The organism is Bremerella sp. P1 (genome assembly GCF_028748185.1).
Taxonomy (GTDB): domain Bacteria; phylum Planctomycetota; class Planctomycetia; order Pirellulales; family Pirellulaceae; genus Bremerella.
Map to the genome: position 1 here is coordinate 516,578 of NZ_CP118164.1, position 23,632 is coordinate 540,209.

The 23,632-nt window shown below is 56.2% G+C and carries 22 protein-coding genes; 8 read left to right on the top strand and 14 right to left on the bottom strand.

What is annotated here, in order from left to right; translation table 11 throughout:
- Positions 1-27 precede the first annotated feature (27 nt).
- Positions 28-1,152 carry a sialidase family protein gene (locus tag PSR63_RS02110; protein WP_274330326.1) on the top strand — a complete coding sequence of 375 codons (1,125 nt, stop codon included), beginning with the start codon at positions 28-30 and terminating at the stop codon, positions 1,150-1,152.
- 11 nt (positions 1,153-1,163) lie between these two features.
- On the opposite strand, the gene PSR63_RS02115 is transcribed toward PSR63_RS02110, so the two are convergent.
- The 9 genes from PSR63_RS02115 to PSR63_RS02155 form a co-directional block, all read right to left on the bottom strand.
- On the bottom strand, positions 1,164-1,619 hold the full coding sequence (locus PSR63_RS02115) for a hypothetical protein (RefSeq protein WP_274330328.1): 456 nt from the start codon (positions 1,617-1,619) through the stop codon (positions 1,164-1,166).
- Positions 1,620-1,706: 87 nt separating this feature from the next.
- The gene (locus PSR63_RS02120; RefSeq protein ID WP_274330329.1) at positions 1,707-2,723 is read right to left on the bottom strand and encodes a DUF1559 family PulG-like putative transporter; all 1,017 of its coding nucleotides are present in this window, start codon (positions 2,721-2,723) and stop codon (positions 1,707-1,709) included.
- 276 nt (positions 2,724-2,999) lie between these two features.
- The gene (locus tag PSR63_RS02125) at positions 3,000-3,308 is read right to left on the bottom strand and encodes a hypothetical protein (RefSeq protein ID WP_274330331.1); all 309 of its coding nucleotides are present in this window, start codon (positions 3,306-3,308) and stop codon (positions 3,000-3,002) included.
- Positions 3,309-3,460: 152 nt separating this feature from the next.
- Entirely contained in the window at positions 3,461-4,468 is a 1,008-nt protein-coding gene (locus PSR63_RS02130; protein WP_274330332.1) for a DUF1559 domain-containing protein, read from the bottom strand.
- 369 nt (positions 4,469-4,837) lie between these two features.
- Positions 4,838-6,025: an FG-GAP repeat domain-containing protein gene (locus PSR63_RS02135; protein ID WP_274330333.1), complete on the bottom strand. Its 1,188-nt coding sequence runs from the start codon at positions 6,023-6,025 to the stop codon at positions 4,838-4,840.
- Positions 6,026-6,136: 111 nt separating this feature from the next.
- Positions 6,137-6,559 carry a hypothetical protein gene (locus PSR63_RS02140; protein WP_274330335.1) on the bottom strand — a complete coding sequence of 141 codons (423 nt, stop codon included), beginning with the start codon at positions 6,557-6,559 and terminating at the stop codon, positions 6,137-6,139.
- A 34-nt stretch (positions 6,560-6,593) separates the two neighbouring features.
- A complete protein-coding gene (locus PSR63_RS02145) occupies positions 6,594-7,643 on the bottom strand; it encodes a M28 family peptidase (protein WP_274330337.1) in 1,050 nt (349 codons plus the stop codon).
- Positions 7,644-7,657: 14 nt separating this feature from the next.
- Positions 7,658-8,701, bottom strand: a complete 1,044-nt coding sequence (locus PSR63_RS02150; protein WP_274330339.1) for a glycosyltransferase family 9 protein — start codon at positions 8,699-8,701, stop codon at positions 7,658-7,660.
- A 112-nt stretch (positions 8,702-8,813) separates the two neighbouring features.
- Entirely contained in the window at positions 8,814-10,022 is a 1,209-nt protein-coding gene (locus PSR63_RS02155) for a PDZ domain-containing protein (protein WP_274330341.1), read from the bottom strand.
- 122 nt (positions 10,023-10,144) lie between these two features.
- Here PSR63_RS02155 and PSR63_RS02160 point away from each other — a divergent pair, with 122 nt between their 5' ends.
- The gene (locus PSR63_RS02160; protein ID WP_274330343.1) at positions 10,145-11,011 is read left to right on the top strand and encodes a class I SAM-dependent methyltransferase; all 867 of its coding nucleotides are present in this window, start codon (positions 10,145-10,147) and stop codon (positions 11,009-11,011) included.
- A gap of 12 nt (positions 11,012-11,023) precedes the next feature.
- Positions 11,024-11,827: a TrmH family RNA methyltransferase gene (locus PSR63_RS02165; RefSeq protein ID WP_274330345.1), complete on the top strand. Its 804-nt coding sequence runs from the start codon at positions 11,024-11,026 to the stop codon at positions 11,825-11,827.
- On the opposite strand, the gene folD is transcribed toward PSR63_RS02165, so the two are convergent.
- Positions 11,824-12,708, bottom strand: coding sequence for a bifunctional methylenetetrahydrofolate dehydrogenase/methenyltetrahydrofolate cyclohydrolase FolD (gene folD, locus PSR63_RS02170; protein WP_274330347.1), 885 nt, complete (start codon positions 12,706-12,708; stop codon positions 11,824-11,826). The two genes, PSR63_RS02165 and folD, sit on opposite strands and share 4 nt — an antisense overlap.
- Positions 12,709-13,050: 342 nt before the next feature.
- Here folD and PSR63_RS02175 point away from each other — a divergent pair, with 342 nt between their 5' ends.
- Positions 13,051-14,760 carry an NADPH-dependent assimilatory sulfite reductase hemoprotein subunit gene (locus PSR63_RS02175; RefSeq protein ID WP_274330348.1) on the top strand — a complete coding sequence of 570 codons (1,710 nt, stop codon included), beginning with the start codon at positions 13,051-13,053 and terminating at the stop codon, positions 14,758-14,760.
- A 389-nt stretch (positions 14,761-15,149) separates the two neighbouring features.
- On the opposite strand, the gene PSR63_RS02180 is transcribed toward PSR63_RS02175, so the two are convergent.
- Complete coding sequence (locus tag PSR63_RS02180) at positions 15,150-16,805, bottom strand: formylmethanofuran dehydrogenase subunit A (RefSeq protein ID WP_274330350.1); 1,656 nt, start codon at positions 16,803-16,805, stop codon at positions 15,150-15,152.
- A gap of 26 nt (positions 16,806-16,831) precedes the next feature.
- On the bottom strand, positions 16,832-17,971 hold the full coding sequence (gene tatC / locus PSR63_RS02185; RefSeq protein ID WP_274330352.1) for a twin-arginine translocase subunit TatC: 1,140 nt from the start codon (positions 17,969-17,971) through the stop codon (positions 16,832-16,834).
- Positions 17,972-18,374: 403 nt separating this feature from the next.
- On the opposite strand from tatC, the gene PSR63_RS02190 reads away from it, so the two are divergent.
- The 4 genes from PSR63_RS02190 to PSR63_RS02205 all read left to right on the top strand — a co-directional run bounded on the left by PSR63_RS02190 (position 18,375) and on the right by PSR63_RS02205 (position 21,647).
- The gene (locus PSR63_RS02190; protein WP_274330353.1) at positions 18,375-19,346 is read left to right on the top strand and encodes a type I phosphomannose isomerase catalytic subunit; all 972 of its coding nucleotides are present in this window, start codon (positions 18,375-18,377) and stop codon (positions 19,344-19,346) included.
- Between the two features lie 98 nt (positions 19,347-19,444).
- Entirely contained in the window at positions 19,445-19,705 is a 261-nt protein-coding gene (locus PSR63_RS02195; protein ID WP_274330354.1) for a hypothetical protein, read from the top strand.
- A 93-nt stretch (positions 19,706-19,798) separates the two neighbouring features.
- Positions 19,799-20,770, top strand: coding sequence for a pseudouridine synthase (locus tag PSR63_RS02200; protein WP_274330355.1), 972 nt, complete (start codon positions 19,799-19,801; stop codon positions 20,768-20,770).
- Between the two features lie 25 nt (positions 20,771-20,795).
- On the top strand, positions 20,796-21,647 hold the full coding sequence (locus PSR63_RS02205) for a dihydroorotate dehydrogenase electron transfer subunit (protein WP_274330356.1): 852 nt from the start codon (positions 20,796-20,798) through the stop codon (positions 21,645-21,647).
- A gap of 32 nt (positions 21,648-21,679) precedes the next feature.
- Here the strand turns inward: PSR63_RS02205 and rpsT are convergent, their stop codons facing one another.
- The gene (gene rpsT, locus PSR63_RS02210) at positions 21,680-21,958 is read right to left on the bottom strand and encodes a 30S ribosomal protein S20 (RefSeq protein ID WP_274330358.1); all 279 of its coding nucleotides are present in this window, start codon (positions 21,956-21,958) and stop codon (positions 21,680-21,682) included.
- Between the two features lie 72 nt (positions 21,959-22,030).
- Complete coding sequence (locus tag PSR63_RS02215; protein ID WP_274330360.1) at positions 22,031-23,476, bottom strand: tetratricopeptide repeat protein; 1,446 nt, start codon at positions 23,474-23,476, stop codon at positions 22,031-22,033.
- Positions 23,477-23,632: the final 156 nt, after the last annotated feature.

The window sequence follows — 23,632 nt, forward strand, 5'->3', positions numbered from 1 at the left end:
CCCCAACTGCCTGCCAGAGAATGCCTCATGAAACCAATCACCATCGCCATCATCGCGCTGCTTACCCTTGGATTTGTCGCGTCGACGACTAACGCAGAGCCCCCCAAGTCGCAAATCGCCTTGCCACCCACTCCTGGAAATCCTCGCAACAGCGAAGGGGACGTGGTTCAGCTTAAAAATGGGGATGTGCTTTTGATCTACACGCACTTCTTCGGCGGTTCAGGCGATCATGCCAAGGCCCACTTGGCCAGCCGGATTTCGCACGATGGCGGAGCGACCTGGTCGAAGGAGGATAAGATCGTCGTCCCCAACGAAGGCGGTCTCAACGTCATGTCGGTATCTTTGTTGCGACTCGCCGATGGCCGGTTGGCACTGTTTTACTTACGCAAGAATGCCCACGACGATTGCCGCCCGCAAATGAGAATCAGCGCCGACGAAGGAAAGACCTGGGGCGAAGCGGTCGGCGTGATTTCTGATGAAGATTTCGGCTATTACATTTTGAACAACGATCGTGTCGTTCAGCTCAACAGCGGCCGACTCATCGCGCCGGTCTCGCAACATGTTGGCCCTGGAATGCCGAAACGGAACAATGCTGGGGCAATGCTCGTCTACTACTCCGATGACTTCGGAAAGTCCTGGAAGCGCAGTGCCGCGGCGCCGCGTCCCCCCAAACGCAATGACCGAGACGTGATGACTCAGGAACCGGGAGTGGTCGAGCTTAAGGATGGGCGTCTCATGATGTGGTGCCGAACCGATGCCGGTAGCCAGTTCATTTCCGTCAGCGAGGACAATGGAGCAACCTGGTCGCAACTCGAGCCCTCGAACATGCAGTCTCCCTTATCGCCGGCGACGATCGAACGTATTCCTTCAACCGGTGACCTGCTGCTGATCTGGAATGATCACTCTGACATCGATGCATCCCTTCGTGGCAAGAGAACGCCGCTGAAGTCCGCGATCTCGAAAGACGATGGCAAGACCTGGACGCATGTCAAAACGCTGGAAGACAAGCCAACCGGTTGGTACTGCTACATCGCGTTGGATTTCATCGATGGCCACGCCGTAATGGCCTACTGTGCCGGCGACCGCCGAGAGAACAACGGGCTGGCGGTCACCAATACCCAGCGTTTACCGATCGCTTGGTTTTACGAGTAACGCTGGCGACGTTAGTTCAACTCAAACTCGAACGCGTTGCCTTTGTCAGTGGCGGTTACGGAGGCCGAAAGCCCGGACGACTTGTAGTTGCCGTACTTCTGTGGCAGATGATGGATCGTCTTGATCTCGGCCTGGGACATGGGATCGTTGAGGTCGGCTTCTTTGATCACTTCGATCTCGTCCTTGCTGATCTTGACGCGATGCTCGCCCAGCACTGCGCCGTCTCCACGGTCAAACGTTGTTAGCACAGCGACACCTTCGGCATTGGTTGTACCTGAGGCACTTCGCTGCTGGTCGACCGAACTGAATGAAACCCGTGCCCCTTCAACCGGCTGTCCATCCTGGGTCACCTTCGCGGTTGCAGGACAAACGTCGATACCAGGGTTGTGGCTAACCTCGTTCGGGCCACATCCGATGGCCGAGGCAAACAAAAGACACGCCAATGCCAAAAACGACACGGTACGCATTGCAAACACCTTGTAGGAAAGAAGAGCCAGGGCAAACCCGTCTACCCTGGCTGTGGAATGTTTCGGAACGAATGAGCCAGTCCTGCGTTATTCAAGTGGTCGCGATTCGCCACCGTTGATACTTCCTAGCGCTCCCCAAACGCCATAAGGACTTTGACCTGATGCGACTTGCGGCTGGGTCAAGTCGCCAGTGTCGATCGTTTCCGGAATGAAGCGCACCGAGGCGTCTGCCAACAACCCATTCACGCCGCCAGGATGATAGCTGGTCGGGGTAACCAAGGCGTCGTCTGTGTTTTCGCTCGTGCCTGACCAGCAAGACGGACTATTGGGTGGAAGAATGGTCGAAATGGAAGAGAACGGCGGAAGACGATCGTTCCAACGCTGAGATGCTCGATTGCTCGAACCGCCTGCGTATTCCCTGCGGTTCGTGGTCGAAACCTGATCGCGACACACGGTGGGATCGGAGGTGAAAGCCACCCCCGTAGCTTGCCCTTGAAGAACCAGTCTCGCATTGGTGCCTGTTGAACGTTCGGCCATCATCAACGTGTTGCTCGTACCATCGGTGATGTCGCGAAACTTCTTTTTCACCTTGTCGTCGAAGATCCCACGATGAGGATTGTCCGGCGTGTAAACGTCGGCGTAAGAATCACCGATCGAAAACTTGTAATTGCAAGGGGCGTTGCCGTTGCTGATGATCGAATCGCTGCTGCCGGGATCGGTAGGGCAGGCCAAAGCTTCCAAGCGGACATCCCATGGATCGAACGCATCCCACGGATAAGGTGCCGTCGCCAGGCCATGATTCTTGATCTGCTCGGCCAGCGCATTTTGTTCCAAAAACGGCAAGAGCGCGATCATCCCGCTGACACGGTCACTGTATGGACCTTCCAGACGTCCCTTCTTAGGAAAGTGCTGATAGGTGTCGTGATGATTGTGCAGCGCAAGCCCTAATTGCTTTAGCTTGTTCTGGCACTCCATACGACGAGCCGCTTCGCGTGCTTGCTGAACGGCTGGCAGTAACAGGGCGATCAACACACCGATGATGGCAATAACGACCAAGAGTTCGACCAGCGTGAAACCACGCTGACGATGCGAGTGGGACAACATAATCTGTTCCTATGGGGGTGACTCAGAAAGCAGAAGGAAGGATGGCTTTGCTAAGCAAAAAAGGCGGGCATGATCCATTGAGGTTGCCACAAGACAGTGGCGAAAGGATCAATGAACGATCAAACGCCCTAACATCGAGAGAGCGTTGATCGTTTTGCCATCCTATCTGAGACCGCAGAACACGGCAAGAATCTAAGGCGAACTTAGATTTATTATATTTTTAACGAAGAATATGTTGGCGCTGTGTATTTAACTAACTCGCGGCAAGCGAATCGATTACAGCTTTTCCATCATCTTCTTGGCGATTGAGCGTGCCTGACCGCGACCCGTCTTTTCCAGCTGATCGTAATCCTTCTGCAACTGGGCAGCCTTGTCAGGATCTTCTTCGCTGATGCGGGTAATGTTCTCTTGAATGGTCATCATCTCACTGCCAACTTGTCCCGAGTCGACGATGTACTGGAGGTCCTTACGAATCAGTTCGGACGGAGGTGTGGTGTTTTCTGGAACCGGGGTGCTGCCCGGGCCACACCCCACAAACGCAGAAACCAAGAAGCCAAGAAACGCCATTCGAAATAGCAGGGACATGAAATTGATCCTTGAAACAAATAGACAGCGGAAGAATTCAGGCAGGCAAAGCTTGGCAAGACGGATAACGAAAGCGGCGAACAAGTCTCCCTGTACGCCGCTGGTTTGAAATCATTTTGGATATCAATCACACGCCAGCCGAAGCTTCTTAACTAAGGCAGTTCGATTACCTGGCCATCACTGCGGCCACCAAAATTCTGCCAAGTTCTCAGATCGATGGTTTCAGGAATGAAACGGGCCGAAGCGTCACCGACTGCGACGAGAACGCCACCAGGGTGTCGGCTTCGCGGTGCATAGACCCCGTCCCGATCTGATGCGAATCCACTTCCGCTGGTTTGACAATTCGGGTATCGCCAATTGGGAGGAGCGAGCGTATTGAAGATGGTCTGAGATGGCAGGCCGGTAATCCAATACTGTCCGTTGGAACCATTGTGATCCGTGATCGCTTCACAAGCTTGACCGAACGTATCAAGATCGGCCTGGCTGGGAAACTGATTCCAGCTAACGGACGAACCCTTACGTGGTTCCGAAGAATTCCCGTTCATCAGGCTCGAACCATTGTTATCGCCGACGAGACCTTCCGACATCATGAGCGTGTTACTAAGGCCATCGGTGATGTCCCTCATAGCCGTCTCGACACCTGGCTGAGTGTGATCTTTTTGAGGTCCGCGAAACATCCCGTTTTGATTACCATGACTATCGTAGCTACGAGTTGCTCCCACGCTTACGCCATAGTTACAGCCAGGGCTGCCGGATGGGTATTCGCCATCCGATGGGCACAGGAATGCGTCAACCTTGGTGTTACGCTGGGCAACACTTTGCCAAATGATTCGGAATCGATCCGATGAATTGACAAGCTGATCATGCAGCGCGTTTTGCTCGATAAATGGGAGAATCTGAACCCACGCGCTGTACGCTCGGTACGTGTATCCGGGGTCGTCGGCGGGCGTGTATGCCGAGGCAGGAAACGAATTGTGGGTGTCGTGATAGTTGTGCATCGCCAAGCCAAGCTGCTTGAAGTTATTCGAGCAACTCATTCGCCGCGCGGCTTCACGGGCTTGCTGGACTGCGGGAAGTAAAAGGGCAATGAGAACGCCAATAATGGCGATCACGACCAGCAGTTCCACCAAAGTGAAAGCTGAACGTTTAGCGTTGGGCATGGCTAGGGTATCCAAGCGTGGGGAAGGGTGGGATAAAAAAATTGGCCCAGGAGGGCCAGTGGAATTTGGGGTAGGGATCATGACGAAAAACGTCAAAAATCTCCTTGAATACTAGACTTTATACCGCGAATTGTCAATTCAGCACCCCTCTCATAGACCCCTGGCCCAAGTCATAACTCCTTTCGCATCCGAGCCTTAAAGGCCCACCACGAATCGCATCAATATCGATTTACCTATCTGGCAAACCCAATACATGATCGAGTCGGCCCCCGCGAGCGGACCGACCACGAGCGTATGCCACGCCTACGAGCAGGCGTTTGCTACGAGCAGAGCAATCTCAAGATTGATCGGGGCGAAGAGCTTTGCTCGCTACTTCGCCTGGAACAAGAACGTTCCCTTCTTGTTGCCTGCGATGATGTCGACCTTGCCGTCGGTGTTCACGTCGTTCAGCGTGATCTGACGGCCCGTGCCGCTGTTGTCGTCGACGACGATCGGCTGGAAGCTTATCTGGTCTTGGTCCGAGCGAACCGTCTGGAAGACCACCAGCACAGCGGGATCTTTCGCACCGGGATCGTGGCCGTTGTGGGCCCAGTAGCACTTGCCGGTGACGATGTCCTTCAGGCCATCACCATTCATGTCGGCTAACTCCACCGCGTGAAGCTGACTGAAGACCAGTTCGCTGACCGACTTCTCTGGCGTACCCATGATTTCGTGCTGGGTGAATTGAATCTCGCCGTTGTCGCCCTTAGTTTGTTCGTGCCACACAAGACCGTAGCGATGGCCATGCAGGCTGGTCACGACATCGTTATCGCCATCTCCATCAAGGTCGTACGCATGGATGCCTGCTCCGCCGGGGGCGAAACGATAAGCGTGTTTCTTCCAAGGAGTCGTGCCGTCCCAGTTTTCCGGCTGTTCCCACCAACCCTCTGGCATAAGGAAGTCTTGTCGACCGTCTCCGTTGATGTCACCGACACCGAGCCCATGCTGGTAGCGGCCCCAACCTTGCTTTTCGGAAATGGGCGTCCACTCCCAACGCTGCGTCGGATCCTTCTCGCTGGGGTTGGCATAGCCGAGCTGACCTTCAAAGTGACAAATCAGTTCTGGCTTGCCATCTCCGGTGATATCCAGAAAGGCAGGAGCTTCGTTGTCGACCGCTGGAAATGCGAAGTGTTTCTTCCACGGCTCGCCTGATTGGCTGTTCTCGTACCAATGGGCTGGCGTGCCAGGCAAGCCGACGACCAGGACATCGTCGAAGCCATCGCCGTTGAAATCACCCACGTACGAGAAGAAGTTATCCGAGTAACCCCGGTCGTTGGGAAATGCCTTGCCATCGTAGAACGTGTGCTTGGTTTTAAAGTCAGGGCCGGCGAACCAATTGGGCCCGCAGACGATGTCGGTCTTGCCATCTTTGTTGAAGTCGCCAATCGAAGCACCTTCGGCGAAGTACTCTTCGGTCAGACGCGTCTTCTCGAAGTTTGGCTGCTTGGCTTCTTCAGCCAAAAGCGAACCAGTGCAAAGCAAGAGGGCAGGGGAGAGCAGTAGCAGGCGAGATAGCATGAGAAGGGGACTCCAGGCAGGCACAAGGGTTATCGACTTGAGGCCTTATTGTCCCACCCAACCGCTGACGTGTCACGCGATAATTTGCATGTTTTTATGACACGGGTAGAGCTAGTCTTCGCTGTGCGTACCGGCCTGGGCCTTTTCTTCGCGTAGCCGGCGTACTTCTTCCTCCAAAGCCCGGCGACTGGCGATTCGCTCGTCGCGCAGCGAGAGGATGTAGTTCTTGGTCGCAAAGCCATCGAGACCGGCCAACACCACAATCCGCAGCAGCAGCAGGGAAACGCAGGCCCAGTAAAGAACGTAGAGGATATTCACCGGGATGACATTGCTGAACAGAAAGGCCACGGCAATCAGCACGATCGTGTGGGTCACCTTCGTTCGCCGACGCACCTGCGAAAAAAGGAACTCGCGTTTGCGGTCGTCCCAGTCGGTGTGCTTTTCGATCATCTTGATCGTATGCTGATGCTGCGTATGCATCATCCACGCGACAATGATCAAGACGAAAGCAATGAGTGATGTGGCGAAGAGCATGTACGAGTGCCTGCCCGGTGCGAGTACGGCGTAATTATTCGACTTCTTGCAGCCAGGTTAGCACCACTTTCCCAACTTTGGCCAGGGAGGCGGCCGAACAGTTCTCAGGCACGTCCTGCTGCGTATGCCAATATTTTGGTCCATAGCCCGGACTTGGGAAGTCGAAATCGATAATATCGATGATCGGAATCCCGCCGATATCGTGCAAGGGGACATGGTCGTCATTGATCGTATGTCGTGGCCTGCGAACGAATTCCGGAATATTCAGCCGGTTTGCCACGCGCCAGATATCAATCACCAACGGTCGGGTATCTTTCCAGGACAGGCTGTTGCGTTCCTGGTAAATCTGCAGATCCTTGTCGCCCACCATGTCGAGCAGAATGCCCCACTTGTACTGAAAATTGATGTCGGCGCTACGATATTTCTGGGCGAGATAGGTAGACCCGAGAAAGAACGGATCGCGTTCCTTATCGAAGATGAACTCTTCCGCATCAAGAAAGACCACGTCGATACCGTACTTGGTATCGAGCTGGCCCAGGTGCCGAGTCAACTCCATCAGTGCCGCGGCACCACTAGCTCCGTCGTTGGCCCCCAGGAACGGGGCCTTCGGGTTATCTGGGTCTTCGTCGGCGTAAGGACGAGTATCGTAGTGGCAACAAAGCAAGATTCGCTCGGTTCGATCAGGATGAAAGCGACCGAACAGGTTAGTAAGCGTGACCGGCTGACCTGTTTCCGGATGACGAACTTCCCACGACTGCTTCACCACCGTGGCCCCGTGCTGGGACAGGTGATCCTCGATCATCTGTTGTTGTTTCTGCATCGCAGGGCTACCGCTGACGCGCGGCCCCAGGGCACAGATATCTTTCAGATGCTCGTACGCTTTCTCCCCGTCAAAGGGAAGGTATCGCGAGAGGTCCTCGGGTCCGTTCACGTTCGCGGCCGGAGGTGCCGGATCGCCGCCACTGTTGAGCGCGAGCATCACGACAATCGCGATCACGCCGATCATTCCAGCGACGAGCGTACTCCAAAGTGGGATCCGTTGTTCTTGCTGATCGGACGGCAAAGTGAGGCTCGGTTGGGGCACAGAAAAAGTCCAGGTTACGCAGCTTTAGGATGCCGCATATTGAGCAAGATGTCTACCTGACTCAGGACGTCCACCGTCGGAATTGCCTGCATTGCCTCGTTTCCGGCCCGGCGTCGTTTACGGCAGGAAAGGGGATCGTGCATGTTTTGGATGGTCCGGTGGATGCCGCGACAAGGACTATAGTACTCTGCCTTGGTCACGCCGAACAAGGAAATGGTAGGCGTTTCGAGTGCTACGCCGAAGTGCAAAGGCCCCGTATCACCGCTGACAAGCAGCTTGGCGTGACGGATCGTTTCTTTCATCTCCGCGATCGACATTTTGGGCAGAATCGTGACGCTATGCGGGGCGATCGAACGAGCCGTTTCGGCAGCCTGTTTGGCGTATTCGAACTCCTTGTCGCTTCCCCACAGCAGCAGACTCGGTATCTCGTACCGCATGAACAGGTCTGCCGCCACCTCGCCAAAGCGGGCCGGGACCCATGTTTTCGAGTACCACCCGGCACCCACGTTCAACACCGCATAGCGATCGCTCGAGATGACCGGCACTCGGCTGGCGATGGCCTGGTGGGCGACTTGGTCGTAGGGCATCTGAAACTCAAGGGCCGGCTTCGTGATTCCCAGCGGCTCGAGCAGTTCCAGGTAGCGCTCGGCAATATATTTCGCGGAAGGAGCGATTCGCGTACCTGCCAGGTTGGGGGCAATTTCGCGAGATTGTCCTCGCGTGAAGGTGATCTGTTGCGTCCGCCCGGACAGCCATCCAGCTACCGCACTCTTGGTCAGACCTTGTACATCAAGCACGATCTCGAACTTATGTCGCGAAAGGGCACGCCGCAATCGATTGATTTCGACCGGCTTGGTGAGCCAGCCTTTTTCGACGGTAAACAGGAAGTTGAGATCGGTCCGATCCGCGAGTACCTTTGAGGCCGCCGGCTCGGCAACCCAGCCAATTTGAGCCGCGGGATAAGCCTTTCGCAGCGCACACAGCACTGGTAGCGTAAGGACGGTATCTCCCAGAGCACTAAGGCGAGTGATAAGAATGCGTGGGGCAGGTGATAGCATGGGCTTCGACAACTCCTTTTGTCGCGTGCCAGTTCAGGCGGCACGGATGCGGAGCGTATCGTAGGGGCAATCGACCTGCGGTGGCAATAGAGGTTCGGCCGTCATCCGCTTATTAATAGATTTCGCGGAGCTGCCACTTTCCGAGGGTCACGTCCAACTCTTTGGTCTCCGTCCCTCGAACGGCGATCATTTTCACCTTGTCGCCTGCTTTCTTATCTTGCAGCAACTCGATCAAGTGCATGAACCCTTGGACCTTCACCCCGTTGACTTCCACCACGGTGTCGCCGCCACGCAGGCCAGCTTTGTAGGCACCCGTATCCTGGTCGACACTCTGCACAACGCATGGGCCCCGATTACCATCGCTGGGACCACGCACACCGAGAAAACCACCGCTACGGAACTTGAGTCCATCCGGCAGCACGCCTGGCAGCGCCGAGCGAATTCGCTCCTGCTCGGCGACGTCCTTGAAGACCTCTTTGCCGTCGACCACCATGCCAAACATTTCCACATGATGCAGCGAAGTCATCTTCTTCAGCAGGGGAGCCGGCGACGACTTCAAATTCAAATAGTACAGCCGCAGCCAATCGATCTTATGCATGATTGGTTCCAACTCGCGCAGCATTTCGATATCGACAGGGCCATCTTTGATCGTCATCAGATGAACGTTGGGCATCTTGGCGATCTCGGCAAACCAATCCGCCGTGATTTTATCGTTTTCGATCTGTACGTCTTCAATGAAGCCCAGGTGCTGCAAGTAGTGAAGTTCCTTGGCCGAGCCGGTGTAGTCGTTGGTAATCCAAATCCCAGGCCCTTCATCCAGCGTCTGAAACCCTTGCTGCGGGGCGTAACTGGTGAACTTCACTCCCAGGCCGCTCAGAATACGAATCGCACGTTCGCGTTGAAGTGGCTCGATTCGCTTGAGCACATCGCCGGCATAGGCGCCGACACGATCGTTCTCGGTCGCCGCGACCAGGGCCAGCTTGGCACTTGCTTCGATCTCGGTCTCGATATCATCCCCAATGGCAAATGCCCGCAGCACGTGGATACAACGAAAGGCCTTTTCCAGACTGCCGGATCGCACCGCATCGGCCAAAGGTCCAATGGCAGCCTGGTGGGCACCAATCAGTTTCTGCGTCGCATTTTCGCGCAAGAGAAACTTGTCGCTGTCGAGCTGATCGATCCACGACGTGATCTCCGCCGAGGTCGGTGGCTGTTTGGCTGGAGCTCCCTCAGAGGGCTCGGCCCCGTAGGCAGCCGGCGCAAGCATCATGCCGCCCCAAATCAGGCAACCCAACAGACTTAGTGTTCGACAACGTGTCACGAGCGATCTCGGTTTAGGGGACGACGACAGATGAGGCATGTTCTGCTATTGTGGGAAGATATGGCCAATTATTCCAGGGCAAAACCAATTTCCCGCCCCTTGCATAATCTCTGTTGATCAACATGACCGCTGCCGATCTGGCCTCATTTCAATATAGCTTGCTCGACTTCGGCTCGGGTCGAAAGTTAGAACAATTCGGATCGGTCGTTCTCGATCGGTATTCTCCGTCTGCCGAAGGATTTAAGGCCACCAAGCCCAATCTCTGGTCGCAGGCCATCGCCAAGTACGTACGCCGAACCGAAACCCAGGGCGACTGGCTCGACGCCGACCGCTTGCCTGCCACTTGGGAAGTTACCGCCGGTCCGCTGAAATTTCGCTTGAAAACAACCAAGTTCGGTCACTTGGGTCTCTTCCCCGAACAGTTTGCCAACTGGAAGTGGCTAACGCAAACCTGCCAGGAAAGCTCACGCCCGCTGCGAATACTCAACTTGTTCGCCTATACCGGTGGGTCTTCGCTGGCATGTGCTTTGGGAGGAGCCGAAGTCACGCATGTCGATGCGGCCGCCAACGTGGTGAAATGGGCGCGAGCCAACGCCGAGCTTTCCGACATGGCCGACGCCCCCATTCGCTGGATCACCGAAGATGCCCGCAAGTTCGTCAAACGCGAAATCAAACGGGGCAACACGTACGACGGCGTCATCCTCGATCCGCCCAGCTATGGTCACGGATCGAAGGGGGAAGTCTGGCGTATCAGCAAACACCTTCCGCTGTTGATGGGCTACCTGAACGAGCTTCTGGCCGAAGATCCCAAGCTGGTTCTGCTGACCTGCCATTCGCCAGGCTACGAAGACGACACGCTCCAGCATATGATCGACGAAGCGTTTCCCAGCATTTCCCGCCGGCAGATTGAAGCCGGACCGTTGACCATCCCCGATCGCAACGGACGCCACCTGCCCAGCGGGTACTACGCGAGTTTTGCCAACGTCTAGGAGAAACTCACTATGGAAATCATCCGTTCGCTCCAAAACGCTCAGATCAAATCGGCTGTAAAGCTTCGTGACCGACGTGGCCGCGCGCAGCAGGGACGCACCGTGATTGATGGCCTCCGCGAAATTCGCCGTGCTCTTCAATCAGGCTTTCCGATCGAAACGATCTTCGTCTTTCCAGAAGCCATCTCCGGTCCTGAGTCTGCCTACTTTGAACAAGTTCTGACCGACTACGACGACATCCCGATCGTGCACGTGACGCGCGAAGTCATGGAGAAACTGGCCTTCGGTCAACGCGTCGAAGGAGCGGTTGCCGTCGCGAAGATTGCAGAGAAAAAGCTTGCCGACGTTGTTCTTCCCGAATGCCCGCTGGTCGTCGTCATCGAACAGGTCGAGAAGCCGGGCAATGTTGGAGCCATCTTGCGAACGATGGACGCCGTAGGAGCGGATGTCTTGATTTCAGCGGACGGTCGCACCGATTTGTTCAACCCCAACGCGATTCGCGCCAGCCTGGGTACGATCTTTTCGGCAACCGTCGTCGATGCGACCTCGGAAGAGACGATCGCGTTTCTGAAGGACAACCAGTTCCAAATCTATGCCGCCCGCGTCGATGGGTCGGTACCCTATACCACGGTCGACATGAAACAGGCCACCGCGCTGGTGCTGGGCAGCGAAGCCCACGGCTTGAGTGACAAATGGCACCAGGCAGGGATCGTCAATATCCACCTGCCGATGCAGGGCATTGCAGACAGTTTGAACGTCTCGACCACCGCGGCTGTTCTCCTGTATGAGACGCTGCGGCAGCGGACTTCACCTTAGCCCTGCGTCTGAATCATCGCGGCCTTGAGCGTATTCTCCATCAGCATCGTGACGGTCAGCCTTCCGACGCCGCCGGGCACCGGGGTCACAGCTCCTGCAACCTCCAGCAGCGCGTCGTAGTCGACATCGCCGCAGAGACCATCTTCGGTGCGGTTGATGCCCACATCCACAACCACCGCACCTGGCTTGACCATGTCGGCGGTCACAAACTTGGCGACGCCGATCGCGGCCACCAAAATGTCGGCCTGAAGAGTCAGTTCCTTCAGATTCGGTGTGCGGCTATGGGCAACGGTAACCGTCGCATTCGCGTAGTCGGAACCGCACGTCTCGCTGGTTCGCTGCATGAGCATTAACGCCAACGGCTTGCCGACAATATCGCTGCGGCCAAGAATTACTACGTTCTTCCCGGCGGTCGGCAGATCGAAGTGCTTCAAAATCTGGACGACACCATGCGGCGTACACGGCAAAAAGTTGGGTCGTCCCTGAGAAAGTAGACCGACGTTGCTGGGATGAAAACAGTCGACATCCTTCCGAGGATCGATCGCATCCAACACCTCGGAGGCATCCAGATGCTTCGGAAGCGGCAGCTGAACCAATATGCCGCTGACACTGTCGTCTTGGTTAAGCTGCTCGACCAAGGCCAGAAGTTCCGCTTGCGTAATGTCGTCTGGCTTACGGAAAAGTTGGCTCGTCATGCCTACCTTTTGACAGGCCCGTTCCTTGTTTCGCACGTAAACCTGGCTGGCCGGGTCTTCCCCAACCAAAACCGCTGCCAAACAAGGAGTTACGCCCGTTTTTGCCTTGAACTGTTCAACCCGCTGGGCGATATCGTCTTGCAAAGCGGCGGAGACCGTTTTTCCATCCAGAATCGTCGCAGTCACAGGGAACCTCGCTAGGTCAGGTGTCAGGCACATGGGAGAGAACGGGACCCATTTTATAAGCCGACACCCCCGCGCAAACTACCACCTTAAAGCGATTCCGGTCCCTTCGCCCCACTCATCAGGGGACAGGTTACCGATGCCCAGTGTTAACTTGGGCAATATCGATCAGCGAATCAGCGTCAAATTGACGCATTACGAAGAATTGAAGGAATGTGTATATTAGGCGCGTTGTCCCCCGTTTTGGCCGGATTGCCTAAGACTGGGGACTTTCAGCGTGCCGAAGTACTGTATTTTCGCAGGCCAATCCTCCTGCCACCTACTTACCCACAATAACTTAGCTCTATGGCTTCCACTGATAACAAGCTGAGCCCGGTTGAGGGCATCAAAGACGAAAGCAACTACCTTCGCGGCAACATCGAAGCTGAATTCGCGGACGGAACCGACCATTTCAGCAAAGAGAGCATCCAGCTGATCAAACACTTCGGGATGTATCAGCAAGATGACCGCGACGCTCGAGCAGCGAACCGAGCCAAAGGTGGTGGCAAAGATTACATCATGATGATCCGCACCCGGCTGCCGGCTGGTCTTCTGACCGGCAAGCAGTTGATGGAAGAGCTGGATCTGTGCGACGACATCGGCAACGGCACTCTCCGCATCACCAGCCGTCAGGCCACGCAGTTCCACGGCATCCAGAAGGGTGACGTGCGTCAGTTGATGCAGCGTATGAAGGGCGTCGGTCTCACCACGCTCGGTGCTTGCGGCGACGTCAACCGAAACGTCATGTGCTGCCCGGCTCCGTTCAAGAACAACCAGCTGCACGACCAGATCCAACAGACGTCGTTTGCCATCGCGGACCACTTTGCTCCACGCACGGGTGCCTACCGCGAGATCTTCCTGCAAGATCCGGAAACCGGCGAGAAGACTCGCGTCGACGAGAACGGCAACGAAATCGTTGAACCGATCTACGGCAAGCATTACCTGCCGCGTAAGTTCAAGATGGGCATCTGCCTGCCGGAAGACAACTGCATCGATGTCTACACCCAGGACCTGGGCATGATCGCCATCCACGAAGGTGGCAAGATCCTCGGTTACAACATCCTGGTTGGTGGCGGCATGGGCCGCACGCCAAGTGCCGACAAGACCTACCCAGCACTGGGCATGAAGCTGACCTACGTTTCGCCAGAAGACCTGATCGGTGTCTGCGAAGCCGTCGTCAAGGTTCAGCGCGACTTTGGTAACCGGGAAGACCGCAAGGTTGCTCGCTTGAAGTACACCGTCCGCAACATGGGTCTTCCGGAGTTCAAGAAGAAGGTCGAAGAATACTTCGGTCGTGAACTCCCAGAACCACACGAAGCGGACGTTACCGACTTCGACGACCACAAAGGCTGGTCGGCCCAGGGAGACGGCAAGTGGTTCTATGGCCTCAATGTCGAGAACGGCCGTATCGCCGACTTCGACGATTGCAAGCTGAAGACCGCCATTCGTGAAGTCTGCACGACCCTCAACCCAGGCATCCACTTCACCGGCCATCAAGACATCATCTTTAGCGACATCGCCGAAGAAGATAAGTCGAAGCTGGAAGAGATCCTGAAGAAGCACAACGTCGTGCTGACCGAAGAGATCAGCAACACGCTGCGTTGGTCGATGGCTTGTGTCGCGTGGCCAACGTGTGGTCTTTCGATTACCGAAAGCGAACGGGCCCTGCCTGGCATGGTCGATGACCTGGAGAAGGAAGTCGCCAAGCTCGGTCTGCAGGACGAGAAGTTCACCCTGCGAATGACCGGTTGCCCCAACGGCTGTGCTCGCCCCTACAACAGCGACATCGGCCTGGTCGGACGTGCCAAGGAAAAGTACACGATGTTCCTCGGCGGCCGCCTGCTCGGTAACCGCTTGAGCTACATCTATAAAGACATGGTCCCTGCCGACGAAGTGGTGCCGGAACTGGTGAAGGTCTTCACCGTGTTCAAAGAGCAACGCAACGAAGGGGAAAGCCTGGGCGACTTCTGCGATCGCCTCGGTCAGGAAAAGCTTCTGGAAGCCACCGGCGGCTAAGGCATTCGATTGTGCGACCAACCATTCGAGTTGCTCGCAGAAAGAGAATAAAATGCAGCACTACGAGATCGTGGTGCTGCATTTTTTTTGTGTCTCTATCGGCGGCTTAACATGAATATGAGCGAGACAAACGGTTGTTTGATGCTGTTTTTCTCGGCGCTCACGATAGGAATTCTTATCGCGTTGACCGCATTCCCGATTCTTTTGGGAGTCATGTTCGTCGACGCTTTCGTGATTGATTTTGTCGACGCGTCTTCCGATTGGCAAAGGAGCCTTACTTCCGGAATTATTGTGGGAGCATCAGTACCCATTGCCATTGGCGAATTTGCTTTGATTCTACGTGCGATCGATAAGAGAGCCTCGCAGCGTTTGGTACGTCAGCCCAACGACTAAGAAGTCACCACAGTCTCGACCGCGCCCAGATGTTCTTTCTCGATCGCAAAGTTGCGGAAGCGGATCGTGTGGGCGTCGTCAAACCACTTCTGAATCACCGGCAGCTGACCGTCGTCCATGCAAGGCGAAACGGTAAACAGCTTGCCGAAGACTTCGCTGCCGATCTCACCATCTTCGACAATCACGCGGCCGGCCTGCACCACGTAGCGTGGGCGTTGGAACATCTCGGTGCGGTTGGTGCTGGGCGTGTAGATCGTGACGTCCGCGTCGGCACCTTCGCCCAGGTGTCCCTTGTGGGTCAGCCCCAACAGCTTGGCCGGGGCAGCCCGGGTGATGATCGCGATGTCGTTGAGCGAGTACTCACGATCGAGCTCGGCCAGCGTTGTGCGTTCGCCCAGCAGCTTATGCATCTTGCTGATCGCTTCGCGGCGGAAGGCCGAATCCATCAAGAGGTGGATCACTTCCGGATAGCGGAACACGGCACCACCGTTGGGATGATCGCTACTCATGGCGATTCGCCACGGGTCTTCAATCAGCAAGTACCACTCCAGCGCGGCCGCCCACTGCACGGCATGCACCAGCGTCTTCTTCGGCTGGAACTCCATTGGGATCACGCCGCAGCTCGCTTCCAACTCGCTATCGGCCGCGTACCAGCGATTGCCGCTCAGCTTGGACAGGAAGTAACCGAACGGAGCATCCCCCGTGATGCCCAGCGTCTTGCCGGGATTCACGTGGCCGACGTCGATCGAAATATTCGGGTTGGCGTTCACATACTCGGCCAAACGAGCCGCATCCGAGCGGAAGCTGGACGGGTCATTCTCGTCGCCGGCGTAGCTATGAAACTGCGTGTGAGCGAAGTGTCCGCGATGTCCATCGAGGGCCTGCATCGTACGCAGGGTGGTCTCGCTATTGCCTGGCACACCCAGATTGTTGCAGTGAATGTGCACGGCGTGCGGCAAGTTCAATCGATCGACCGAGGCCGCCAGGTTCCGCACGATTGCCCTGGGCGAAACTCCGAAGCCTGGGACTGGCTCGTCCAACTGCTGGACCGACTTACGGCTGATCTGCTTCCAGTTCTCGACGCCGCCAGGGTTCACGATCTTCACGGCGTAGCCATGCGTCGAACCGAGAGCCCACGCCAGGTAGGCATCCAGGCAATCACTTCGCTCTTCGCGAATGCGGTCCATGACGAACTGGTTGTTGCCGAACAGCAGGTAGAAACCTTTGTCCAACAGCGGCGTGTCGAGAAGGTCTTCATGAGCATGCCGGGCATGCAAACCAGGAATCGCGGCATCCATGGCCGTCGTGTAGCCAAGCCCGGCGAACATGTAACCGGTGCCGACACAACTGGGCAAGAGGCCACCACTAGCGCTGCGGCGGCCTTCGCTGCGGGGGATGCCTTCATCGCGTCGATACTCAGGCGTCATCTGCCGACCGATGTTCACCTTCGGCCCGGCAATGTGACAGTGCATGTCGACACCGCCCGGCATGACGACGTATCCGCGGCAATCGATCCGCCGATCGATCGCCGGGTTGTCTTCTGTAGGAGGGCGGACAACCTTGCCGTTTTTCAGCCAGAGGGTGCGTACCTCGCCATCGATACCGTTAGCCGGATCGTGGAGGATTCCGTTTTCCAGGACGAGGTAACCCATGAGCGAATCCTTGCTGGTGCGAGGTGCTACGCGTTAGCGGCAGGGAAGGGTTTCCGGATGCCAGGCATCCATTTGCAAAGGCCAATCCCTAAACCATAAAGCAGCGTCAGCGGCACCGCCAGCAGTAACATACTGATTGGGTCGGATGGCGTGAGGATCATCGACAGCACAAAGATCACCATCACAGCGATTCGCCAGTTGCTGGAGTAGGCCTGGATGCTGAAGAGCCCGATACGATTCAACAGCAGCATCACCAGCGGCAACTGGAAGCTGATCCCGAAGCCCAACGGCAGCATGATCACAAATCCCAACCACTCGTTGATACGTGGGCGAGGATCGATGCCGGTCATCAGGTTGAACTGGAACAGGAAGTCGAGCACCGGCTCAAACGCAGCAAAGTAAGCCAGCGCGGCACCACCAAAAAAGAGCGACAGGCTGAACGGCATGAAGATCCACACGTATTTCTTTTCATGCGGATACAAACCGGCCGCCACGAACTGCCACAAGTGCCAGAAGATACCGGGGCTGGCAAGAATGAAGCCGAAGACGATACCGGCCTTCAGCCAGACCATGAACACTTCTTCCGCACGCAACGCTTCGGTCGATGGCTGAATCCGCTGCCAGGTTCTCATGCGAACAGGCTCTTCGGTGGGAAGCACTTTTTGCTTCTGTAGTTCCTTCAGGATCTTTTCGTCGGTGAGCGTCTCGTCGGTCGGAGGTTCCTCGCTATTTTCCGCTTCCGTTTCCGCTTCTGGTTTCGCAGGCTCTTCTTCGGCGTCAGGCGTCTCAGTACCTTCCTCGTTCAAAGGAACGCCCTTGGCTTCGGCCAGACGTTCGATTTCCGCCGGCTCGATCCACATATCGACGGCGATCCAGTTGTTCTCTTCCAGGTGCTTGGCAACGACAGTGCGCTGGTCACCGGTCAACTTGATGCCCAGGTTCGCTTCCAACTGCGAAATCGATTTGTTCTGGTAGTAGCGAAGCAGGGCATCCTGGATCGGCTGCTCAAGAAATTTGACCACATCGCTGCCGAAATACAGCCCGATTGCCACGCCGATGGCCAGCCAGATCACGGCACGGAACAAGCAGGTACGTAGTTCCTCCAGGTGATCACCGAAGGACATCGAACTGCCTTCGAAGAAGTCATCGTTGATCTTGCTGTTCATTCCTAGAACCTCAGTGCAGGAAGCGCATCGCTATCGGATTTGCAGGGTGACAGAAAGTCGCAGTAAGCTTGTGCCTGAGCGGATCTGGGTGACCGACGGCCGGCCTGAACTCAGGCAGCCGCTTCACGCCTATCGAAGCGAACAGGTTGTCTTACCATGTCGGTGGATCCTGCCCGGCACCCCGAAAGAGCACTTCGCGCGACAGCAATGGGGCTTAGAAATGAGCCGGTCCTGCCACCTGACATAGTTTTATCCTATCAACGACTTCGTTTCGTTACAATATCCCGCAGCGAGGGCAACAGGTCCTGTTCCCTCGCCCCTGAGGGGATCGGGGACAGGACTTTTGCTGTCCAACACGCATAACCGACAAAACCGTTAGACTCGCAGCTGAGAGGGACCCGCCGTGTCGTTGAACTATCCGCTGATTTTCAAGCCGACGTTTCGAGACTATATCTGGGGTGGCCGGCGACTGGGGACGGTGCTCAACAAGCCAATTCCAGCCGAGGGGATCTTTGCTGAAAGCTGGGAAGTCGTCGATCATGGCGAAGACCAAAGTATTGTGGCCAACGGTCCCGAAGCAGGGAAATCGCTGGGGCAACTGGTCCAGGAGTTTCCCCAAGACCTCTTTGGCGTGAAGTCCCCCACCGAGACATTTCCGCTGCTGTTCAAGTTTCTGGATGCCAACCGCGATCTCTCGATTCAGGTGCATCCCGACGACGCCCAAGGGGCTACCCTCGATCCGCCTGACCTGGGCAAGACCGAAGCCTGGTACATCCTCGATGCCCAGCCGGGGGCGAAGGTATACGTCGGCTTGAAAAAAGGAGTTACCCGCGAAGACCTCGCCAAGGCGGTCGAAGAGGACAAAGTCATCGACGCGATGCACGTCCTCGAACCTCAGGCCGGCGATTGCTTGTTCATCCCGGCAACCACCGTGCACGCTCTGGGCAAAGGGCTGCTGGTAGCCGAGATTCAACAGGCCAGTAACACCACGTTTCGCTTGTACGACTGGGGACGCGTGGGGGCCGATGGCAAGCCGCGTGCACTTCACATCGACCAGTCGCTCGAAACCATCGACTACGAAAAGGGACCCGTCCAACCGCAAAAGCCTCAGGCAACGTCCGACGCCAACATCGAGCGTCTCGTCACGTGCGACAAGTTCATCCTTGATCGCTGGGAATTCGACGACCGCAAGTCGATCGGCGACGGCAAACGATTCCATATCGTGGCCATCCTGGAAGGGAAAGTTCGCTCGTCGCATGCCCAGTTGGATCAGGCCCTGGGCAAGGGATCGACCTTCCTGATCCCGGCCGCATGTGGCCCGGTATCCTTGCGGGCTCTGGAACCGACCGTTCTGCTGGACATGTACCTGCCGTGACAGCACCTAGGGCAGGGGAGGTTCTCCATTGCGGCAATCTGGGGAAATCGGTATCGTTCGCGGAAATGACCTCGGGTTTTCCCTCGGAGCCTTTCCCCATGTTGCCTCGCCTCGCGATTATCGGCCTGTTTTTGCTGTCTACGGCCGGCTGCGCTAATTTGGCGAGACCCAACTGGTTCAACCCGGGAACCGTTCAGCAGCAGCGCATAAGAGCTTTGCACAGCGACCCTTACCCGGATACCGATGCCGGACCGGAAATGACGGGCGTTCGTCCTCGCGAATACAGTTCGTCGCTGCCTGAGGCGGTCAAGAACCAGCCATATAGCTTTCTCGATCCTTACGGAAACCCCGCGTTTTAGCAGGTTTACGCTCGCTACCCATGGGCTAAGCAGGACTCCAGGCTTATCATAGAGCCACTAGTTGAAGTCCTTTTATCGCAGTCTGTTTGCCCCATGCCTGGTTCATCGTCATCGCTGGTTCGTCTCCACAAAGTCCTCGCCGAGGCCGGGATCGGTTCGCGCCGCAAGTGCGAAGAGATCATCCAGGAGGGTCGCGTCGAAGTTGACGGAGAATTTGTCACCGAACTGGGCACGTCCGTCGATCCCGCCAAGCAGGAGATCATGGTCGACGGCCAGCGGATTCGCGTCCGCCGCAAGCAGTATTTCATCTTGAACAAGCCGGTCGGTGTGGTCAGTACCAACTTCGACCAGGCAGGCCGTACCCGCGTGATTGACCTCGTTCCGCAAGACGAGCGATTGTTCACCATCGGGCGTCTCGACCGTCAAAGCGAAGGGCTGATCATCATCACCAACGATGGCGAGCTGGCCAATCACCTGGCCCACCCACGCTATGGCGTCCCCAAGACCTACCACGTGGAAGTCGCCGGCGCAGTCACGGTCGAAGAGATCAAGATGATCCAAAGCGGCGTCTACATCGCCGAAGGCTTCATCAAGGCCGAGAGCTGCCGTCTGAAGCAAAAGCGAGGCAAAAGCTCGATCCTCGAGATTGTCCTGCGCGAAGGAAAGAACCGCGAAATTCGCCGTTTGCTCGCCAAAGTGGGGCACAAAGTCCTGCGGTTGAAGCGTGTTTCGATCGGGCCACTGAAACTCGGTGAGGTCCCGGCCGGTGCTTTTCGCGAACTGAAACCCTCGGAAGTCAAAGCGTTGCGGGAAGCCTCGGAAGCCGGTGCAGGCAAGGGTGCTCCCAAGCGAAAGCCAGCCGGTCGCCGCACCACCGGCACCAGCCCGGCCGCTCGCCCAGGCAAGACCACAACCAAAAAAGGAACGACCTTCCGGGGTGGCAAAAAGAAGAAATCGAAGAAGAAGACCACCAACAAGCCTGTTGTCAGCGAATCGCGCCGCGGTCAGGGGCGAGCCGTCAAGCAGAAACAGGCTTCCAAGAAGAAGCAACTCCGCCGCAAATAGAGCCCGATCAAGGATTGCCAGGCCCATGTCCCAGTTTCAATTCCAAGCAACTTCGATCGTCGAAAACGTTCCCCTCTCGGCTCGGATCTATCGGGTTCGCTTCGAGGCCCCCGAGATCGCGGCAAAGATTCAGCCTGGCCAGTTTGTGATGGTCCGCATTGCCGATTGCTTCGATCCGCTCTTGGGCCGGGCGTTCGCACTATACGACGTGATCGCCGGCGAAGACGGACAGCCCAAGTACGTTGACGTCGTCTACCAGGTACACGGAAAGCTCACTTCGCGGCTCAAGCAGCTTGAACCGGGACAGAAGCTGGAAGTCTGGGGACCACTGGGCAACGGCTTTACGATCCCCGAGACCGAGCACCTGATTCTGGTTGCCGGTGGCATCGGGCAGACACCGTTTCTAGCGGTCGCTAAGCAAGTTCTCGGTCAGCAGTCGTACGGAACCGAACCCTTTGACATCAGCAAGCCGAAGAAGGTCACGCTGTGCTACGGGGCCCGCTCGGTTTCGGACTTCGCCGGCCTGGACGACTTCAAGGCAACCGGGATGGACGTGAAGATCTGCACCGACGACGGCAGTGCAGGGCACCACGGGCTGGTTACGGACCTACTGGAGCAATCGCTTGCTGAAGGCGTCGGACAGGCCCAAGTGCTGTGCTGTGGCCCTGAGAAGATGATGGAAGCGGTCAGTAAGCTAACGACCGAGCGAGACGTACCGTGCCAGGTTTCCCTGGAAACGCCCATGGCGTGCGGTATCGGTATCTGCTTCACCTGCGTGGCCCCAGTGCGTCAAGAAGATGGCAGCTGGGACTACAAACGAACATGCGTCGAAGGACCAATCTTCGACGCATGCGAAATTGCTTGGGAGCATGCCTGAGATCTAAAGTTCAGGCAAGCCGCGAGAAAGAACTAGGCGGAAGCCTTGTCTTTGGCGGCCTTGATGTGGTGGTTCAGACGCGACTTCAGGCGCGAAGTGGTCTTCTGGTGCATGACGTTCTTAGCACCAGCTTTGTCCAGCTTCTTCACCGTCGTGCGGAACAGTTCGTCTGCCTTTTCGAATTCGTTGGCCGCGACAGCTTCCCGAACCTTACGGATCGAGGAACGAATCGAGGACTTGACCGCACGGTTGTGGGTACGGCGAACTGCATTCTGGCGAAGACGTTTTTTGGCGCTCTTGGTATTAGGCATGATTGAACCGGGTAATCGGAAACGAACAGTCCTTTGTCAGACTCTTAATGGAAGCTAATTATGATGCCGCATTTACTTGAGTTTGTCTAGGCGTCGCTTCACATCTTTATAGGCTGGATCCATTTTCTCGAGCCTTTTCAGGTACGACGTGGCCGAAGACCACTCTTTAAGCCCCTGGGCGAGCACGCCGGCTCGGTACAGAAGGAGCTTTAATCGCTCGGAACTCAAGCTGTCAGCATAGTTTAGGGCTTCTTCATACGTCTCCATGGCCGTCACAAATTTCTTGCGAGCCTGCAAACACTCTCCCTTGCCCAAGTAGCAAATTGCTAAAAGTTTTTCATCGGCGAGCGAGATTTCGTCGAAGAGCTCCTCGGCCTGGTCGTAATTTCCCATCCGTTTGAGCCGCAAAGCAAGCTCGTATTTGATCAGCAAATCGTTGGGATGACGCTCGTGGCGGCGGGTGTAGATCTCCAATTCCAGTCGGTGGAGGTCGTTCTTGGCCGTTTCGACCAGTTCCAGAAGCTGCGGGCTGGACTGCGACGAGGCCTGGTTCTCGGCCATCTTGTAGCGATGCCGCGCCTTCAGGATGAGCAAATCCTCCTTCTTTTCGGTCAATTCCATCGAATCGCCGAAATGAGCCTGGGCCTCTTTCCAGACCGACTCGGCCTCAAAGAATTTGCCTTCCTCGACCCACAAATCGATCAATTTGAAGTAGTTCTCGAGTTGATCGGGGTCCTCCTCGATCTTTGCTTTCAGTTTTTGTTTCTCATTCAGTTCGATCTTCGTGGCCGGACGTTCCTGCACTTCCGACTTGCTTTCACCTTCACCTTGGGTGGCTTGTCGACGACGAACTTTGGCGGCATCGGCGGGATCGATCCGGTTGGTGACCGTGGCCAAGCCTTTGGCTCGGCGTTCGCGGTCGATTGTCAGCTGCGAAATCATCTGATTCGCTTCTTTGTCGCCGCGATTTTTATCTTCAATGAAGTGCCACAGGGAAATAGCCTGATCAAACTGGCCCACGCGTCCCAAATAGCGAGCACAGTGACGCATGACCTCCATATCGCCTGGTGAGCCATCCATCGCGTTTTTCATGTAACGCAGGCCCACCTCGTTGTAGCGCATCGCTTCGCACGCATCGACCATCCCCCGCAGCGTGACGCTGTCGTACGGGTTGCTCTTGAGCAGGTCGATTCCTTCCTTGATGACGTCCTGCCATTTTTTGGCCGCCAAAGCCTTTTTCAGGCCACCTTTGCCGCCAAAACCCGAGAATAGCGAGCCTTTCTTCTTACCTTTGAACTTTAAGTCGAGGTTTTCGAGCATCTTCTCGACGTAGACTAGATTCGCAGGGTCCCGCTTGCAGCAATCCCCCAGCAGGCTATGCGCATAGTCATAGTCGTACTTCGGTTTGCTCATCATCTGCATCGCGTGGTCGAACAGCTGCTGGAGCTGTTTACGCAGCGCAGGCGAGACCTCGTAGTCGGCATCTTCGGAGACAGAGAAACTTCCACCGTCAGACATAAGCTGGCCAAATCAATCAGATACGCATGGGGACTTTTAAGCACTTGCCAAGCACAATAATCCGTTACTCCTATTGTATCAACCGCTTCCGTCCGAGGGTGGATTCGTTTTAAATTCATGAAAGCGTACGATTTCATGCCTAAAACCTCTCCGATG